Annotated in this window: 13 protein-coding genes; 2 read left to right on the top strand and 11 right to left on the bottom strand. The window is 68.0% G+C overall.

The annotated features are described in order from the left end of the window. Positions 1-101: 101 nt before the first annotated feature. The 8 genes from AC5JJ2_RS23650 to AC5JJ2_RS23685 all read right to left on the bottom strand — a co-directional run bounded on the left by AC5JJ2_RS23650 (position 102) and on the right by AC5JJ2_RS23685 (position 13,763). Positions 102-1,028, bottom strand: a complete 927-nt coding sequence (locus tag AC5JJ2_RS23650; RefSeq protein WP_495860507.1) for an ABC transporter ATP-binding protein — start codon at positions 1,026-1,028, stop codon at positions 102-104. 124 nt (positions 1,029-1,152) lie between these two features. Next, positions 1,153-2,331 (bottom strand): bifunctional glutamate N-acetyltransferase/amino-acid acetyltransferase ArgJ, encoded by a 1,179-nt coding sequence (gene argJ, locus AC5JJ2_RS23655; protein ID WP_495860508.1) that lies wholly within the window; start codon positions 2,329-2,331, stop codon positions 1,153-1,155. Positions 2,332-2,601: 270 nt separating this feature from the next. Continuing rightward, on the bottom strand, positions 2,602-4,122 hold the full coding sequence (locus AC5JJ2_RS23660) for an anti-phage dCTP deaminase (RefSeq protein ID WP_495860509.1): 1,521 nt from the start codon (positions 4,120-4,122) through the stop codon (positions 2,602-2,604). A 51-nt stretch (positions 4,123-4,173) separates the two neighbouring features. Then, positions 4,174-5,592: a DUF1501 domain-containing protein gene (locus AC5JJ2_RS23665; RefSeq protein WP_495860510.1), complete on the bottom strand. Its 1,419-nt coding sequence runs from the start codon at positions 5,590-5,592 to the stop codon at positions 4,174-4,176. Then, on the bottom strand, positions 5,589-6,380 hold the full coding sequence (locus AC5JJ2_RS23670) for a YkgJ family cysteine cluster protein (protein WP_495860511.1): 792 nt from the start codon (positions 6,378-6,380) through the stop codon (positions 5,589-5,591). The genes AC5JJ2_RS23665 and AC5JJ2_RS23670 overlap by 4 nt, the downstream gene beginning before the upstream one ends. A 4-nt stretch (positions 6,381-6,384) precedes the next feature. Continuing rightward, entirely contained in the window at positions 6,385-8,625 is a 2,241-nt protein-coding gene (locus tag AC5JJ2_RS23675; protein WP_495860512.1) for a PSD1 and planctomycete cytochrome C domain-containing protein, read from the bottom strand. Positions 8,626-8,820: 195 nt separating this feature from the next. Next, on the bottom strand, positions 8,821-12,159 hold the full coding sequence (locus tag AC5JJ2_RS23680; protein WP_495860513.1) for a hypothetical protein: 3,339 nt from the start codon (positions 12,157-12,159) through the stop codon (positions 8,821-8,823). A gap of 308 nt (positions 12,160-12,467) precedes the next feature. Beyond that, a complete protein-coding gene (locus AC5JJ2_RS23685; protein ID WP_495860514.1) occupies positions 12,468-13,763 on the bottom strand; it encodes a DUF1501 domain-containing protein in 1,296 nt (431 codons plus the stop codon). A gap of 134 nt (positions 13,764-13,897) precedes the next feature. On the opposite strand from AC5JJ2_RS23685, the gene AC5JJ2_RS23690 reads away from it, so the two are divergent. Together AC5JJ2_RS23690 and AC5JJ2_RS23695 are read left to right on the top strand one after the other, a co-directional pair. Next, positions 13,898-14,158 (top strand): hypothetical protein, encoded by a 261-nt coding sequence (locus tag AC5JJ2_RS23690; protein WP_495860515.1) that lies wholly within the window; start codon positions 13,898-13,900, stop codon positions 14,156-14,158. After that, entirely contained in the window at positions 14,155-14,559 is a 405-nt protein-coding gene (locus AC5JJ2_RS23695; RefSeq protein ID WP_495860516.1) for a type II toxin-antitoxin system VapC family toxin, read from the top strand. The genes AC5JJ2_RS23690 and AC5JJ2_RS23695 overlap by 4 nt, the downstream gene beginning before the upstream one ends. A gap of 6 nt (positions 14,560-14,565) precedes the next feature. On the opposite strand, the gene AC5JJ2_RS23700 is transcribed toward AC5JJ2_RS23695, so the two are convergent. The 3 genes from AC5JJ2_RS23700 to AC5JJ2_RS23710 form a co-directional block, all read right to left on the bottom strand. Beyond that, the gene (locus AC5JJ2_RS23700; protein ID WP_495860517.1) at positions 14,566-15,705 is read right to left on the bottom strand and encodes a sialidase family protein; all 1,140 of its coding nucleotides are present in this window, start codon (positions 15,703-15,705) and stop codon (positions 14,566-14,568) included. A 107-nt stretch (positions 15,706-15,812) separates the two neighbouring features. After that, a complete protein-coding gene (locus AC5JJ2_RS23705) occupies positions 15,813-17,159 on the bottom strand; it encodes a BBP7 family outer membrane beta-barrel protein (protein ID WP_495860518.1) in 1,347 nt (448 codons plus the stop codon). Between the two features lie 365 nt (positions 17,160-17,524). Further along, positions 17,525-18,271: a sigma-70 family RNA polymerase sigma factor gene (locus AC5JJ2_RS23710; protein ID WP_495860519.1), complete on the bottom strand. Its 747-nt coding sequence runs from the start codon at positions 18,269-18,271 to the stop codon at positions 17,525-17,527. Between the last annotated feature and the right edge of the window lie 122 nt (positions 18,272-18,393).

An 18,393-nucleotide genomic window follows, 5' to 3' on the forward strand; every position in this document is an offset into this window, starting at 1 on the left:
TGGTGACGGTGGAGAAATCCGTCTAGGCTTTGCGAGACGATCTTATTCCCTCCCCCCCAAGGGGGGAGGGAACAACGCCAAACCATTGGACGACCCGCGGTTCAGCCCGTGACCGTTCGCAGGAACAGTTCCTCCAGCGTCTCGTCGTCTCGCAGCACGGCCCGCACGACCACGTCAGACTGTCCCGCCAGCTCGAAGAATTGCACGTTCGACCAGCCCGGCGGCACGGTCAGCCGCCACTCGCCGTGGCCGTTGTCCGCGAGAATCGTCACGCCGGCCGCCTCCAGCGCGGCGCGGAACTTCGCCGCCTCGCCCTGGATTCGCAGGCGGAAGCGGTCGTCGCGGACGGCGCACAGCTCGCTCACCGTGCCGACGCCGCGGACGCGGCCGCCGGCCAGGATGACGACCCGCTCGCACACCGCCTGCACGTCCGCCAACAAGTGCGTCGAGAGGATGATCGACTTCCCGTGGGCGCGGCCGAGTTCCATCACCAGCTTCAGCATCGCGTCGCGGCCGGCCGGGTCGAGGCCGCTCGTCGGCTCGTCGAGCAACAGCAGCGGCGGGTCGTGGATCAGCGCCTGGGCCAGCTTCGCCCGCTGCTTCATCCCGGCGGAATACTCCTCCACCCGCCGGTAGCGTGCCTCTTCGAGCTGCAGGTAGCTGAGAACCTCGTGCGCCCGCCGTTGCGACTGCCGACGAGACATGCCGCAGAGTTCGCCGGCGAGGGCGACGTACTCGATGCCGGTCAGCCCCGGCACGAGCGCCTCGGCCTCCGGCATGAACCCGATGAGCCGGCGGAGCTGCCAGTTGTTCGCCGCGTCGCGGTCACCGCCGAGTTGCTGGTCGAGGACGCGGCCGCCGCCGGACGTGGGGGCGATCAGGCCGAGGAGAATCTTGAGAAGCGTCGATTTGCCCGCCCCGTTCGGGCCGAGCAGCCCGATGCGGCCGGGCGGCAGCGCCAGCGTCACGCCGTCGAGCGCGACGAAGTCGCCGAACGTGCGGCGGAGGTTCCGGAGTTCGAGGAGCATGACTTCAAAAATGGCCCGCAGATGACGCGGACTTCGACGCAGCTGAAGAGGATCAAAACCAAGAGAAAAAATTCTTATCCGGTTTTCATCTGCGCTCTTATCGGCGTCATCTGCGGGCCATTCTTCAGGTTGTGTAGTCCGCGTTCAGCGTCACGTACTCGTGCGTGAGGTCGCAGGTGTAGAACGTGCAGCGGCCGCCGCCGAGGGTGAACGTCAGGTCGAACGTCACCTCGCGGTTCTGCTTCAAATACCCGGACACCGTCGCCGCGTCGAACGGCAGCGGCCGGCCGCGCTCGTACAGGTGGTGCGGCCCCACCTTCAGCGACAGGTCTTGCTCCTCGAACGGCACGCCGGCGTACCCGGCGGCGGAGACGATGCGGCCCCAGTTCGGGTCCGCGCCGAACACGGCCGTCTTCACCAGCGCGCTCTCGGCGACGGCCTTCGCGACGGTCCGGGCGTCGGCGTCGTTGTGCGTGCCGGTGACGGTGATCGTGATGAGGTGGTTCGCCCCCTCCGCGTCCTCGGCGATCTTGCGGGCGAGGTCGGCGCACACGGCCTTCACCGCGTCGGCGAAAGTGTCGAGCCGGTCGTCCCGCAGCGGCAGGCCGTGGCCGTTCGCCAGCAGGAAGACGCTGTCGTTGGTGCTCGTGTGCCCTTCCACGGAGATGCAGTTGAACGTCGGCTCGACGGCTTCTTTCAGAATCTGGTGGAGGTCGTGTGGGTCCACGGCCGCGTCGGTCATCAGAAAGCCGAGCATCGTGGCCATGTTCGGGCCGATCATCGCGGCCCCCTTCGCGAACCCGGTGATCGTGTGCCCCTCGACGGCCCGCGACGCGATCTTGATCTTCGTGTCGGTCGTCAGAATCGCGTGGGCGGCGTCGAGCAGGGCGTTCACGTCGGCCCGCGCCGCGGCCACGGCCTTCGGGATGCCGGCCTCCAGGACCGGCATCGGCAGCGGTCGGCCGATGACGCCGGTGCTGGCGACGAGGACCTGTTCCGGCGAGCAGCCGAGGTCGGCGGCGACCAGCTCGGCCATCCGCTTGGCGTCGGCCATGCCCTGCTCGCCGGTGCAGGCGTTCGCGTTCCCGGAGCAGATTACGATTGCCCGCGCGTCCTTCCGCGGCAGCCGCTCGCGGCTGACCGTGACCGGGGCGGCGCAGACGCGGTTCCGGGTGAAGACGCCGGCGGCGGCGGCGGGGGCGTCGGAGACGATGACGGCCACGTCGCGGCGGTTCGGCTCGCTGCGGAGGCCGCTGACGACGCCGGCGTACCGGAAGCCGGCGGGGAGGTTCCAGGTGTCCATGCAGAGATGGTAGCGACCGGTCGGCCGGTTTTCAGCAAGTCACGCGTCTTGACCCCGAGGTGGAACGACGGAAACGCTGGAATAGGAATCACTGTTGCTGTGACTTCAACGACGTGTCGGATTGGTCCTGTGTACGGAAGTTGTCCACGGGGATTCGAGGGGTAAGCACTGTCGGGCTGGAGCAAGAGAGAAGAATGTTCTGCTTCCAAGCAGGTAAAGACTGGTTGAAACTTACCGCCAAGGCCAGTTGCTTGTTGAACTCTTCGCGGCTCATTGTTGCACCTGCTCTAGGGACTGCTTGACTTTGTCGAACAGTACCGCCGCATCCGACTCCAGTTCAATGTACGAAGTCGGCTTCATCTGGATTCGCAGTTGAGACTTTTCGATGGCCCAGTCGGACTTCTTTCCGGGCGCATCGTCCTTCCGCTTCAATTCGTAACTCGACCCCAAGTGCATCGAGAATAGGTCGAAAAACCGTCGCGGTCCAATTCCAACGAACGCTTCGAATTGGACTCGCTCATCTGTGGGCGCAAAAACTGTGCCATCCGGCACAATCGAGTCGTCGTGGAACTCGATGGCCTTACTTTTCGCATACGGTTCGACATAGACGACTCGCTCGACGCCCGCTGCAATGATGTGCTTGGCACAATTATGGCAGGGGAAAGTCGTGCAGTACAACGTCGCGCCAACTGTGGAGAGGCCATTCCGGGAGCAACACAACAGGGCTTCCATTTCAGCGTGCACTACCCGGCCGTATTCGGTCAAGTCTCGTAACCGGCTGTTTTCAAGCAGCGATCTGAGTTTTTGCGGATCGAACCCGTATTCCGCTTTCGTCCCCTCGGACACGAGACGATTGACGATCTCGACTTGTTCGGCACGGTTCGAATCAACGTCTCGCATGAAGTCTCGGCCTCTGAGTCGGTCTTCGATACAGTGCGTTTCCGGGTTTCGAACAGGCCAGTAAAGTCCACCGCCTGCCCGTGGGCAATCGTTTGCCCCGGTCGCCAGAATCTGAGAATCCTTCGTCACGACTGCTCCCACTTGCCGCGACATGTCCGCGGAACGCAAGGCCGCGGCGAACGCCATGAACATGGCGTGTTCGTCGAACGTGGGAGTGATAAACGGATCGCCGAACCAAAGTGAAGCCATCCGCTTCACGTCCGAGTCCAGTTGGTCATGGCCTTGGGAAATCTTGACGAAAAAGTCGGCCATGTGAAAAGTCTTGTTGACGCGTTGGCCGAACGGGACAGCGCTCTCGTCCGCGTCACGCTGCATGAGCTTGTCCGCATTCTCCGGAGTCATGCCTCGCCCGGTCACCAAGTTGGTTTTTCGGCGGGCGGCGTCTTCGTGAATGCCGACAAGAACGAATCCTGCGGGATAGATCAGTCGGAGTTCCGACACCTCTTCGGGCCGTTTCAAGGAGTCGATGATGTACGCCGTTTTGGCGGCCGGGCGCGGGGAGTTCTCTTCCTTCGGACGCTTGGCGAAAACAACGGTCGCGGCACCCCACGCCAGTACAGCATTCTTGTCGCTCGCCTCACGCGCCCGGTTCCCCGCATCCATCAAGTCGTTCAGCCGCTTGTACGGGTCGCTGTTCTGGTCTGACACGGGAATGAGTGAAGGGATAACGTCTTTAGATATTTTGACTTCATGAACCGTGTAACCGGCCCTGCCGAGCCAGTGCTTGAGAAGGTCGATGACGCGAGTGTTGGCTGTTCCGACGGCGCTCACCAAGCCAATGACCAACTCAAAATTGTACTCATCCTTCATCTTGAGTAAGTCGCCGTTCATGCCCCACTCCGTTCCCCGTCTATCTCAGTTGTTTGTACCCGACGGTGGGATTCACCGCAACAACTCCGTTATCACATGCCCGTGAACGTCCGTCAGCCGGCGGTCGATGCCGTTGTGGCGGACGGTCAGCTTCGTGTGGTCGATGCCGAGGAGGTGGAGGACGGTCGCGTGGACGTCGTACACCTCGGTCGGGCGCTTGCGGTCGGCCGGCTTGTACCCGAAGTCGTCGCTCGGGCCGTGCGTCGCGCCGCCCTTGATCCCGCCGCCGCACAGCCAGTTCGTGAAGCAGTACGGGTTGTGGTCCCGGCCCTTGCCGCCCTGCGAACTCGGCATCCGGCCGAACTCCGTCGTCCACAGCACGATCGTGTCGGCGAGCAAGCCCGTCCGCTTCAAGTCCTGGATCAGCGCCGCCGCCCCCTTCGCCATGCCGAACGCGAGCGGGCCGTGGTCCCGCTTCACGTCCTCGTGGCTGTCCCAGTTGCGGCGGGGGAACCCGTTGTCGTTGCCGCTCCAGACCTGCACGAACCGCACCCCGCGCTCCAGCAGCCGCCGGGCGACGAGGCACTTGCGGGCGAAGTAGTCCGTCTCCTCGACGGGGTTGATCTCCTTGTCGAAGGAGCCCTTGCCGTGGTCGAGGCCGTAGAGCGCGAGCGTTTCCTTCGTCTCCATGGAAAGGTCGAGCGCCTCCGGGGCGGCGAGCTGCATCTTCGCCGCGAGTTCGTAGCTCTTGATGCGGGCCTCCAGCCGCTCGTCGCCATCGCGCGTGGTGGCGTGCGTGCGGTTCAGCTTCGCCAGCACGTCGTGCGCGGCCTTGTCGCCGGCCGGGGTGACGAACTTCGCCCGGTCGTCGGCGAACAAGTCTTCGATCGGCGTCTTCGTTCCCGGATAGATGACCGTCCCCTGGTACTGGGCCGGGAGGAACGCGCTGTCCCAGTTCTTGGTGCCGTTGGACGCGAGGCCGCGGTGGTCCGGGAGGACCACGAACGTCGGCAGGTTCTCGTTCAGGCTGCCGAGGCCGTAGCTGACCCAACAGCCCATGCCGGGGAAGCCGGGGCGGTTGAACCCGGTCGTTTGCAATAGCGTCCCCTGGCTGTGAACGCCGGTCTTGCCGACCATGTTGTGGACGAACGCCAGTTCGTCCGCGACCGCGCCGAGCGGGGCGACGACCTCGCTCAGCATCCGCTTCGATTGGCCGCAGGGTTTGAAGTCCCAGACCGGCCGCAGCCACGGGCCGAGGCCGTTCTGGAACGCCTCGACGTGCTCGCCGAAGTTCGCCTCCTGGCCGTGCCGCTTCACGAGTTCTGGCTTGTAGTCGAACAGATCGACGTGGCTCGCGCCGCCGGCCATGAAGAGCTGCACGACCCGCTTCGCCTTCGCCGGGTGGTGCGTGGCGGCGCAGCCGAGCAGTTGCGCGAGGGCGATCCCGCCGAGGCCGCCGCCGGAGTGGAAGAGGAAGTCGCGGCGGTTCATGGCGTCGTCTCCGGCCTCGGCGGGACCACGTCCACCGGCGGCCGCTCCTTCTTGAGCGCGGTGAATGTTTTCAGGAACTTGTTGAACTGCTCCGCGCCCGTCTCGGCCGCGGGCGGCTCGGGGTTCGCGTCGGCCCAGCTCAGCGACAGGACGAGCGGAACCCAGCGGACCCCGGTTCCGGTGGCGGTCGGGCCGTCGAGCGTGGCGAGCGAGGTCATGGCGAACCCCGGCGTGGGCACCTGGTCGATGGGCCGGCCCTCCGGGTCGCCGCAGTTCTCGGCCGGGGACGTGACGAGGTACTCGCGGCAGGACAGCGGCCGGTCCGGGTGGATCGAGCAGCTCTCCGCCTCCAGGAACGGGCACGGGATGCCGAGGCGGAAGAACTCGATGCCGATTTCCGGCGTGGCCAGCGCCCCGGCCGGGTCGCGGAGCCGGGCGAGCATCCCGGCGGCGGCGAGCCTCGTTTCCGCGTCGGCGAACCGGTCGCGGACGGCCGTGCGGCGGGGTTCCGGCATCGCGGCGACGAGGTCGCGGAGGTGGCGAGCTTCCGTCTCCGCGACCGGCACGAGCTGGCGGCAGCACGCCCCGCACCCGGCCCGGCAGGAGATCGCCTTCCCGCGCTGCTCGACGTAGCTCTCGCCCATGCCGACGACGGCGCTCGTGAATTCCTGGACGATGGGCAGCATCCGCCGCGTCGGGACGACGGCGGCCGGCACGTCGATGGTCGCTTCGAGCGTCATCCCCTCCCACGTCAGGGCGAAGGAAACGCTCGCGGTGTCGGATGGCATGAGGTCAGTCCACGAACACGAATTCATTGAGGTTCAGGATCACGCGGCAGGCGTTCGCCAGCCCGTGGTCCGTCGCATACTGCGTCAACTCCTCGTGCTCCGCCGCCGTCGGGTCGCGGCCGAGCGCCAGGCGGAACGCGGCCGCCACCCGCCCCGGCAACTCGTCCGACAGCTTCTCGACGCGGGCGGCGAAGTGCTTCGCCATCGCGAGCGTCAGCTTGTTGTTCAAGAGCGCCAGCGCCTGCTGCGGGGTGAGCGTCTGGTTCCGCTTCTCGACGGCCAGCGACGGGTCGGCGCAGTCGAACGACGCCATGAACGGCTGCTGCTTCGACCGCACCGTGAACCGGTACACGGCCCGCCGGTGCGCCTTCGGGTCGTCCGGGTCGTGGAGGTGGTACTGGTAGTGCGGCGAGTGCTCCGGCTTCTCGACGACGAAGTCCTGGAAGCTCGGCCCGCCCGCCGTCAGGTCGAGCTTCCCGGCCGCGAACAGAATACTGTCGCGAACCGCTTCCGCTTCGAGCTTGCGGCGGTTCTGCCGCCAGAGGTAGCGGTTGTCCGCGTCCGCCGAACTCGGAACGCGGAGGTCGGAACTCGGAACGGAAGACGCCTGCCGGTACGTCTTCGACATCACGATGAGCTTGTGCAGCTTCTTGAACGAGCCGCCGCCGTTTCGGAACTCGACGGCGAGCCAGTCGAGCAGTTCGGGGTGCGTCGGGTGTTGGCCCATCTTGCCGAAGTCGTTCGGCGTGTCCACGAGGCCTCGGCCGAAGTGGTACTGCCACACGCGGTTGACGATGCTCCGCCACACGAGCGGGTTGTCCGTGTGCGTCAGCCACCTCGCGAGCGCGGCGCGGCGGTCGCCCTCGGGGGCGGCGGGATCGACGGCGAACGGCACGCCGAGGGCCGCGATCGCGCCGGGGGCCACGGCCTTGCCGGGCTTCGTGATGTCGCCGCGGGGCAGGACGCGGATGTCGCGCGGCTTGCCGCCCGTGCCGGCGAAGTTCCCGCCGCCGGCGAACGCCGTGCCGACGTAGGCGACCCGTTGCGGCGGCAGCTTCTGCACCTCCCGGTCCGCGGCGGCCCCGCCCGCCACGGCCCCGACCGCGACGGCCGCGGCCCGCTTCGCCGCGACTTTCGGGTCGGCGTCGTACCGGCGGTCGGCGCGATCAATCGCCGCGAACACGGCCTGCAGCGCGTAATACTCGTCCTGCGGGATCGGGTCGAACTTGTGGTTGTGGCACTGGGCGCAGTGGGCCGTCAGGCTGAGGAACGTGCCGACGGTGTTCGACACGAAGTCGTCGCGGTCCAGGTGGCGGGCGACCTTGCCGTCGATCTTCGTCTCCGGCAACTCGACGTGGCCGATGAAGTCCCACGGCCCGGCGGACAGGAACCCGAGCGCCTCGACGCCGTCGGCCGTGCCGGGGAACAGCACGTCGCCGGCGACCTGCTCCTGCACGAACCGGGCGTAGGGCTTGTCGGAATTGAACGCGCGGATGACGTAGTCGCGGTACGGCCAGGCGTTCGGCCGCGGCTGGTCCTTGTCGTACCCGTGCGTCTCGCCGAAGTGGACCACGTCCAGCCAGTGCCGCGCCCACCGTTCCCCGTACCGCGGCGACGCGAGCAGCCGGTCTACGAGCTTCTCGTAAGCGTTCGCCGAATCGTCGCTCAGGAAGGCGTCGATCTCCTCCGGCGTCGGCGGCAGCCCGGTGATGTCGAACGACAACCGCCGGATCAGCGTCCGCTTGTCCGCTTCGGGCGAAGGCTTCAACCCCTTCTCCGTCAGCTTCGCGAGGATAAAGCCGTCGATGGTCTTTCCTGACTCCTGACCCCTGACCCCTGACCCCTCGAGAGGCCGCAGCGACCACCAGTCCCGCGGGTCCGCGGCGGCCGACCCGTCGTCCGGCCACGCGGCCCCGGCGTCGATCCACGCGCGGAGGGTCGCGACCTCCGCGGCGGACAGCTTCTCGCCCTTCGGCGGCATGACCGTGTCCGGGTCGGCCCCGGTCACGCGCCGGACGAGCGGGCTGTCGGCGGCTTTCTTCGGAAGGATCGCGGCCCCGGCGTCGCCGCCCTTGAGGGCGTCGGCCTTGCGGTCGAGGCGGAGGCCGCCCTTCTGCTTCGCCTCGCCGTGGCAGGAGACGCACGCCCGCTGGAAGATCGGCTTCACGGCCGTCGCGAAGTCCGGCGGGGCGGCCGCGACGGGCGCGGCGAGGGCGCAGAGCGCGAGGAGGGAGAGTCGGGTCACGCGGCGACCTCGGCGGACGGGCACGTCGGCGGGATGGGACTAGCTTAACCGGCGACGGGACCGAAGGGAATGACTTGTAGGGCGGGTCAAGGCTTTGCGCCGACCCGCCGCGCCGCCAAGCCGCTCGGCGTCTCTTCGATGTGGTCGCGGTCCCCCCGGCGGGTCGGCGCAAAGCCTTGACCCGCCCTACAAAACTTACGCCTTCGCCAGGACGACGCCCTCGCCGTTGCGGAGGGTAATCTTGTTTACCACCGGGCCGAGCGTGCCGTTCGCGTTCACCACCCGGTAGTTGCCGCCGAGGGTGTGCGTCGTCGCCGTGTTGTTCGCCGTAGTCCCGTTCACCCCGCGGGTGTACGCCAGCGGCTTATACAGCACCATCGCGTTCTGGTAGTCCCGGCGGTAGACCTTGTACGTCAGGTTCCGGTTCGCCGGGTCCTGGCCCTCGGCCCACACCCGATGGTCGCCGGTCGGCCGGCCGACGTTAAACTTAATCGCGTCCGTCCAGTGCCGCTTCCACCCGCTCGCCGGCTCGTTGCCGCCGTTCATCATCAGGAACGACGTGTTCGGGTCGGCCACGATGTAGTACATGGCCAGCGTCGTCGTCTGGACCCGCGGGTCGGCCGCGTCGATCCCCTGCGGCAGGCTGTCCAAAATCTCATACGCCTTCCCGCCGGCCAGCTCGCGGCGGTACTTCAGCGTCGCCGCCAGGTCGTCCACCTGGACGTGGTTGGCGGTCAGCGGCCGCAGCGCGAACTCCTCCAGCATCGACACGCCGTTGCGGGCGATCGGCTCGGCCGTCGTCCCCGCCCCGGCCGTGTTCGCGATGATCCACTTCCCGCTGCCCAGCCGCTTGTTGATCTCGCCGAGCAGCTTGCCGTGGTCGGCCGCGTAGTTCGAGAAGACTTCCTTGATGCCGGTCGGGTCCACGGCGATCTTGCCGGTCGAGTTGTCCACGAAGAACCCGTCGGCGAGCGGCTCGGCCTTCAACGCGCGGATGTGGTAATCGACCGCCCACGCCTGGAACGCCGCGTTCCCGACGTTCGTGGCGAACCGGTTCGGGCCGTAGGTCGGGTAGAACAGCCGGCTCTCGTACAGGAACCGGGCGTTGTGCCCGGCCTTGCGGGTCGCCCACTCGCGGTCGTTCAGGTAGCCGTCGCCGTCCTTGTCCGCGGAACTGTCGAACGCCGGGATCGTGCCGCCGAGCTGCGCCCCGCGGAAGTTCGTGTAGTCCCGGCCGGTGGCCGTGTTCACCGCCGGCGGCGTGCCGGCCCCCGTCGTCAGCACGCGGGCGTAGAACAGCCGGGCCGACCCGTTGACGCTCGCCGCCACCCAGTCCTTCGGCGGGTCGAACGTGATCTTGCCGTCCCGCTTGAACCCGGTCGTCGAGTCGCTCGTGACGGTCAACGTGTTCCACTTCGTCGGCTTGCCGCTGGAATCGACGGCCGCCACGTACTCCAGCTTCCCGGCCCACGTCGAGCCGGCCGGCGTGTTCAGGTCGAAGTTCAGCTCGCGGAACTTCTCCGGGTAGCCGAACGCCACCGACTGGTTGACGCCGGCCATCGCGAACGGCACGTTCCGCTGCTGGGCGCTGCTCGTCACGTTCGTCCAAGCGGTCCCGTTGCCGGACTGGACGGACCAGAACTTGTCCACCGGCACGGCCGACGCGCTCAGCCCGATGAACGACGTTTCCCGCGAGACGTGGTAGAACGCGCTCTCCCGGTTCAGCCGGTTGCGGTCGGCGTACTCCAGCCAGTCGGTGTACACGCCGAGGTAGATGTTCGTGACGTTCGTGTAGATGAACTGCGGCGTCGTCGGCGACGCCTGGTTGATCGTGTTCAGGTAGGCCGTGTTCGGGATGACGAGGTCCACGCCGTTCTTGAGCAGGTCCGTCTCGAAGCTGCCGAACGGCGTGCCGTAGTACGCGAGGTTCGCGACCCGGATGTGCGAGAAGTTCCGCGGCACGGCCGGCAGCGCCGGGTTCGACACGACCGGCGGCAGCGCCGGCGGCGACGCCGGCGGGACCGTCGGCGGCACGACGACCGGCGGGACCACGACCGGCGGCGGGACCGTGGGCGGCACGACCGGCGGGACGACCGGGGGAACCCGCGGCGGGACCGGCGGCGGCGGCGTGTACTCCGGCGGCTTCACGATCGGCGTGCCGGTCTTGTCCTCCTCCGTCGGGATGATCCCCGGCTTCGTCAGGTTGACCGGGGCGGCGGTGGTGATGAAGTTGTCGAACATCAGCTCGCCGGCCGGGCCGCCGTCCCGGAGCAGGCCGGCCCGCTCCCCGCCGCGGATGGCCGTGTTCGTCCGCACCAGCGCCCACGTCGGGTTCAGTCCCCACGTCCCGTCCGCGTTCAGGTACTGGCCGGTGTCCGACCGGAAGACTTGCGCCCGCACCGCGGACCCCTTCACCGTGATCGACGCCTGCACCCACAGCCCGCTGACGTAGTCGCGGGACTTCACCGTGCCGAGGACCGTCTCCCGGCCGTTCACGACGGCGACGAGGCTGGCCTCCAGCCCCCGCTTGACCTCGAGCGCGTAGTACGTCGGTGTCGCCGTGTGCAGGCTCGTGCCGCGGGCGATGAGGCCGGCCGGGGTGAGCGAATCGACGTAGATCGACGACGAGATTTGCACGTCCGCCGGCAGGACGCGGTTCAGCCAGGCGCGGGCGACGGCGTTGCTCCGGGCGTCGACCCGGAGCGTCTCGTCCGTCTCCGTCCGGACGTTCAGCCCGGCCCCGGCGGACGCGTAGGAGGCCCACCCGGTCGGCAGCCCGGTCGCCTTCCCGTCGGCGAACCGGTCCTCGTACAGCGTGTTCCGGGTCGGCACGCCGGACGGCCCGATCCGCAGGCTGTCGAGCGCGACCGGGTCGGCGGACGTGGCGTACCGGGAGAACCCGACGTACCCGCTCCCCTTGATGGCCGCGTCCTTCTTCTCGACGGCCGCGACCGGCTGCCGGGTCCACTGGCCGGTCGGCGCGAGGTACTGGTTCGTGTCCCCGCGGTGGACGCGGACCTGGATCACGTCGTCCGCCGCCAGGATGCTGACCGTCACCCACCGGTTGCTCATCCATTCGGCGGACCGGACCGTGCCGAGGACGGTGGTTTGCCCGTTCACGACCTTCAGCAGTTGCACCTCGCCGCCGCGGACGACGGACGCGGCGTAGTACGTCGGGGCCGTGCCGTTGAGGTTCTGCCCGCGGACGAACAGTTGGATCGGGGCGGTCGAGTTGAGGAAGACGGACGCGGACGTTTCGACGTTGACGGAGTACGAGGACGTGACCCACGCCCGGCCGGCGGTGCTGGACCGGCCGGCGGCCACGAGCCGGCCGGAGTCCCCGTGCCCGGCGGCCGCGGGGTCCACCTGGAACACCCGCGACCCGTCGTTGCTCCACTGCCCCCAGCCGCTCGGCAGGTTGTTGACCGGGCCGCGGAGGAACGGCTCGACGAGCCACTCGCCCACGGCCGGCATCTCCCGCCCTTCCAACGCTTCCAGCGACAACGACCGCGGCGGCGTGTGGGACGTCGGCATGTGCGGACCCTTCCTTGGGCGCGCGATCGGCGAACCGGACAACCAAGAGTTAGCAATGCGTGCCGATCTGCGGGCGGGAGGATACCATCTGGGGTGGGCGTGTCAATCGGATCGGGCGAAAAGTGGCGCGCGGGGAAGCGATTACACTTGACGGAAGTGGGCGTGGCGGCTTGCGCTGGAATCCGGCGAGTTTGCCGGATCGGTAAAGTTTACCGATCCCGTAGGGTGGTGCCGAGTCTTCGCGGCCCACCGCGTAGGGGTGTGTCCCGCCGGTGGGCCTCGAAGACTCGACCCACCCTACAAGATTGCTACGCGAACAGCTCCCGCACAGCTTCCCCGCCGTCGAGCACCTCGATCGGCCGGCCGTCCGGCGTGACGAGCTGCTTCCGCGGGTCGAGGCCGAGCGCGTCGAGAATCGTGTACGCCACGTCCGCCGGCGACACCGGCCGCTGCGTCGTGTACGCCCCGTGCTTGTCCGTCTTGCCGAGGACGAACCCCGGCTTCACGCCGGCCCCCCACCAGAGCATGGACGCCGCCTGGCCCCAGTGGTCGCGGCCGGCGTCCTTGTTGACCTTCGGCGTCCGCCCGAACTCGCCCATCACCACGAACAGCGTGTCCGCCGTCGTCCCCCGCGCCGTCGTGTCCTCAACCAGCGCGGAAATGCCGCGGTCGAACTCCGGCAGTTTCTTGTCCAGGCTCTCGAAAATCTTCGCGTGGTGGTCCCACCCCGCGTAGTTGACGGTCACGAACCGCACGCCCGCCTCGACGAGCCGCCGCGCGAGCAGCAGCGACTGCCCGGCCGTCGTGCGGCCGTACCGGTCGCGGAGCTTGTCGGACTCGCCGGCGATGTCGAACGCCCGCTTCGCCTCCGGCGACAGCAGCATCGCCGCCGCCCGCTGGTGGAACTCGTCGTAGGTCGCGATCTGGTCGTTCCCCTGCACCTTCTTCGCGAGGCCGTCCACCGCCTTCAGCAGCGTCTCGCGCCGCTCGACCTGCTTCATCGTCAGCGACGGCGGCGGGGCCACGTCCTCGACCCGGTAGTTCGCCGCGTTCGGGTCGCCGGCCTTGAACGACTCGTACCGCCCGCCGAGGAACGCACTCTTCCCGAGTTCCCAGGTGAACGACGGGTTCCGCGGCACGGCCACGTAGGGCGGCAGCGTCCCGCTGAACCCGAACTCGTGGGCCGCGACCGCGCCGATCGCCGGGTAGTCGCCGAACGGCGTGCCGAACCGCCCGGAGAGCACCCAGTTCGTGGCCGTCTCGTGGTGGTCGTTGTTGTGCGCCCCGGACCGGACGAGCGCGACCTTGTCCGTGACCTTCGCGACGAGCGGCAGCTTCTCGCCGACGCGGAGGCCCGGGACGACGGTGTCGATCGGCTTGTACTTCCCGCGGATTTCTTCCGGCGCGTCCGGCTTCGTGTCGAACGTGTCGTGGTGGGACAAGCCGCCGCCGAGGAAGACGAGGACGACGGACTTCGCCCGTGCCCCCTTCCGCTTGGCGGCGGCCTCGGCCTTCAGCACGGACGCGAGCGACAGCCCGGCGACGCCGAGGCCGCCGACCCGGAGGAAGTCGCGGCGGGACGAGCCGAGGGAAACGTCGAGCATCGGAGGCGTCCTGGTATGATGGCAACGTGCGGCGGGGTGGGTGAAATGATTATCGGCGACCGCGACGCGGAATGAAAGACCGGCCGCCGCGAACCTACGATGTTTTTAGACCGTCCGAGTAACGGGAGGGGTACATGCGAATTCTTCACCTGACGGCCCGGTCCGCGAGCGACGGGCAGCTCCATCTCCACATCCCGGCCGAAGCCGACACGGAATTCGAGGTCGCCGTCGTCGTGCAACCGAAGGTCGCGACGAATGGGATCGAGCGGAAGCTCACGCCCGAAGAACTCGGTTGGCCGCCGGGCTACTTTGAAGCGACTTACGGGTCGATTCAGGACGAGGCGTTCAAACGATACCCGCAAGGGGAGCCGCAGGTTCGGGAGGCCCTCGATTGAAGTATCTTCTCGACACGAACGTGTGCATCCAATACTTGCGGGGGAAGAACGTCCACGTCCGGACGCACGTTTCTTCCCACCCGACGACGGATCTCGTGATCTGCTCGGTCGTGGCCGGTGAACTTTACTACGGTACGTCGCGAGCCAAGAATCCGTCCGCGGAGCGGATAAAGGTCGATCAGTTCTTGACCCCGTACCCGCGCTTGATGTTCGACTTTCCCGCTGCCGACAAGTTCGCCGAGGTTCGTTATGACCTGGAACGTCGTGGGTTGATGATCGGGCAGTACGATGTCATGATCGCCGCCATCGCGCTGGTCAACGCCCTCACGCTCGTCACGCACAACACGGCCGAGTTCTCCCGCGTCCCCGGCCTGAAGCTCGTCGATTGGGAAGTCCCTTAACGAGGCTCACTTCCGAAACCCTGCCACCCGGTGGAACGTCAGGTAGTTCGCGTCGTGGGCGTTGTGCGGCGGCGTGCCGTTCGGTTCCTCGAACGCCGTCCGCACGGCCGCGATCAGGTCGTCGCCGTCGAACTGCCAGTCCGCGTACTGGAACCCGTGCAGCTTCACGTCCGCGTGCCGGATCACCACCCGCTTCACGTCCCACGCCCGTAGGTCGGGCGAGGAGCACAGGGCCAGCGTGTTCCGGCGGCTCGCGGCGTTCGGCCCCTCGAACTCCCTCGGAACGTGGTTCGCCAGCGTCCAGTAATTTTTGCTCCCCGGGTCGTATCGAATCGTGAACTTCTTCCCGCCGCCAGGGAAGTCGATGAAGTCCTTCGCCGGGTCGAACGTCACCGCCTTGCCGTCGGCTGAGACTCGCACCACGGCCGCCTTCTCCGGGTAGTTCGGCTGCTGCACGCGGAGGACGTTCACGACCTCGCCGGCCGGCGTCGCCACGGCGTTGCCCTCGAGCCAGCCGCCGAACTTGCGGTCGAACCACGAGTAGTCGGCCGTCAGCTTGTTGCTCGTCGTCCAGCTGGCCGCCGCGAGCAGGTCGGCGTCCTCGGGGGCGGACATCATCATCGCGCGGAACTTCCGGTCCCAGCCCTTGCCGCCGTTCGTCGGGTTGGCCTCCTCCATCGCCCGCCACAGCCGGCCGTTGTGAACCAGCACCGGGACCGGGGCGCAGTGGTACATCCCGTCCGCGTGCAAGAGGCCGGTCCGCGCGTCCTTCGGCTCCGTCCACGTCCGGCCGCCGTCGGTCGAGCGGCGGATGGTGCAGAACCCGCGGGCCTTCGACACGCCCATCAGGTACAGATCGCCCTTGTGGACGAACAGCGTGCCCCACCACTGGCCGACGACCTCGGCCCGCTTCGCCCACGTCTTCCCCTTGTCCGCGGAGGCGTACACGAACGTGCGGTCGCCGTTGTCCCCGGTCATGAACAGGTCGTGCGATGCCACGTACTCGCCGGTCGGCAGCACCGCGATCGACGGCGACCCGACGTACTGCTTGGACTTCGCCGGCGAGTGCGCGACGACCACGCCGGGCGGCGCGGCGGAGACGAAGTTAATGCTGAACAACAGAATAATCAGCGCGGCGCGGAACATGATCGGCCCTCGGGGAGAGAAGCCTTTTCTACCGCACCCGCGCCCCCGTCCGAAACAAAAAAGCCCACCCGTCGCTTCGACGGGTGGGCCGGTGATTCCCGCAACGCTTAGTACCGGGCTTCCATCGTGATCGCCGCCCCGTGGGCGAAGAACCCCTCGCGGTCGAACGTCACCCGCGGGGCGGCGACGCCGGTGAGCGACCCGAACGACGGGCTGACCGGCACGTTCCGCGGGTTCAGCGTCTGGTCGAACTGGTTGCCCGGCCGGGCCACGTTGTTCAGGTAGTAGAACTGGTAGCCGACCGCGATCCGCGAGTTCTTCGTCAGCGCGACGCCGGCCTGCAGGCCGATGTCCGTGGCCAGCCCGAACCGGTTGACGACGTGCCGGCCGAGGTTGCCGTTCGCCCCGTCGCCGGCGGCCAAGAGCGCCCCCGGCTGCGTCGAGGTGCCGCGGGTCTCGCCGCTGATCTGCGTGATTTGGTGGATCGACCCGAACGCCACCTTCGGGGTCAGGGCCACGAACGTCATGCCGTGCTTGACCTCGAACCGGCCGCCGAGTTCGCCGCCGTAGAACTGGTTGCGGGTGTAGGCGCGGTCGCGGAGCTGGACCACGCCGCCGGGCGCGACGCCGACGGCCGGGATCGCGAACGGGCTGACCGTCCGCTGGAACACGACCAGCGACTCGTCGAGGTCGTAGTACCGGAACCCGGCGAACAGGTCGAACTGGTACTTGTCGTCGTACCGCAGGTTCCGCCGGAGGTGCGCGCCGGCGCTCGCGAGCCGGGCGGTCACGGTCGTCGCCGCCTCGCCGACGAACACGTCCCCGGCCGCCGGGTCGGCGTTCGCCACGAACAGGAACGTCTGCTGGCCGGTGACCACGTCGAAGAACGGCCGGCGGATCGAGTTCCCGCCCGGCCCGCCGGCGACGGTCAGGAAGTTCGACCGGTGCTCGGTGATGAACCCGTCGAACCCGACGCCGACGGTGTGGTCCTTGTTCGTCCACATGCCGCCGTCGATCTTGTACGCCATGAACTTGCCCAGCTCCCGCTCGCCGTCGAGCAGGACCGTCGCGGGGACGCCGACCGGCCCGCCGACGGCGAGCGGGAACGGCGACCGGGCCGGCTGGAACCAGAGGAGCAGCTGCGTGTAGCTCATCCACACCGCCTCCTTCGGGCCGGGGATGAGCGCCCCGGCGCAGCCGGGGTCGGCGCAGTTCGGGTTCACGTCCGGGCAGGTGTCGCACGGCGTCGCCGGCACGCCGACCGGCTCGGTCAGCGGGATGATCGGCGGGAGCAGTTCCGCGTTCGACTTCGGCGTGATGGTCGGCTTGATCTCTTCCGCGCCCTTCTGGGCCGCCGGCATCGGCTTGGGCGGGGTCTGGGCGTGGACGCCGGAGAGGCCGGCCCCGACCGCGATCCCCACGGATGCCAGCCAGCGTCGGATGGATGTCCGCATAACCCTGCCCCCGAGCGACGGCCGAACCGACGGCGTTCGTGCCGGATGTCCTGACGGAGTGTCCCCGCGGGCGGCGGTCGGCCGACCCGCGTACACGTCACACATCGTCCGTTCGGCGCAACCATCTTGAGCGATACGGCCGCGAGAATCCGCGAACCCGGCAGAGTCGCCGCAGCTTGCCGGGGCGTGGGGGAGGATTAGGGGAGAGAGGTGAGTGGGAGGGACTTCATCGGGCAGCGGCTACGTTGTAGGGCGGGTCAAGGCTTTGCGCCGACCCGCCGGGGCCGCAACCACGCGGAGGATCGCCGAACGGCTGGGATCGCGACGGCGGGTCGGCGCAAAGCCTTGACCCGCCCTACAAGACGCTACACCCCGGCATACGACCCGTCGCGGACGACCGACCGCGCCCGCAGCACTTCGCCCAGGTCGAACAGCGCCCGCGTGATGAGCCGGCTGATCCGCGACGGCGACAGCTTCATGACCAGGCTGATCTCCCGCAGCCGCAGCTCCTCGCGGTAGTACAGCGTCACCGCGACCCGCTCCTTCTCCGGCAGGTTCTCGATGGCTTCGGTCAGGTGCTGCACCGCCTCCCACCGCTCGACCTCCGCCTCCGGCGGGGCCATCGTCTCGACCGGCCCCAACCCGTTCGGCTGAGCGGTTTGTTCCCACGACACCATTTTCACGAACCGGTCCGCGGCGAGCGTGTCGGTCACGTCGTCGATGCTCATCCCGGTCGCGGCGGACAGCGCCTCAATGGTGACGGGCGCGGGCAGGGACCGCTGCGCCTTCCGCACGAGCGAGACGCGCTCGAGCATGTGCTGCGGGAGCGGGCTGTTGCGGCGGAGTTCGTCGTAGATCGCGCCGCGGATGCGGAGGTACGCGAACGTCTTGAACTGCGCGTTGCGAGTCGGGTCGAACTTCCCGGCCGCCTCGACGAGGCCGAGGACGCCGGCGGACTCGAGGTTTTCCACGTCCACGCCCGGCGGCAGCTCGCCGACGAGCCGGCCGATGACGTGCTTGACCAGCGGCAGGTGCGAGATGATTAACTCGTCCCGGCGGGACTGGTCGGCGACTTGCTGGTACTTCTTAACGGCGTCGTGGTTGCTGCTCATGGGGGGCGAAGCTCTGGGGATGTCAGTCGTCGTAATTCTTCGGCCCGGTCGAGGCTTTGCGAGACCTTCTTGTTCCCTCCCCCCTTGGGGGGGAGGGTTAGGGAGGGGGGTAACCTCCCTTC

Source organism: Limnoglobus sp., assembly GCF_059499385.1.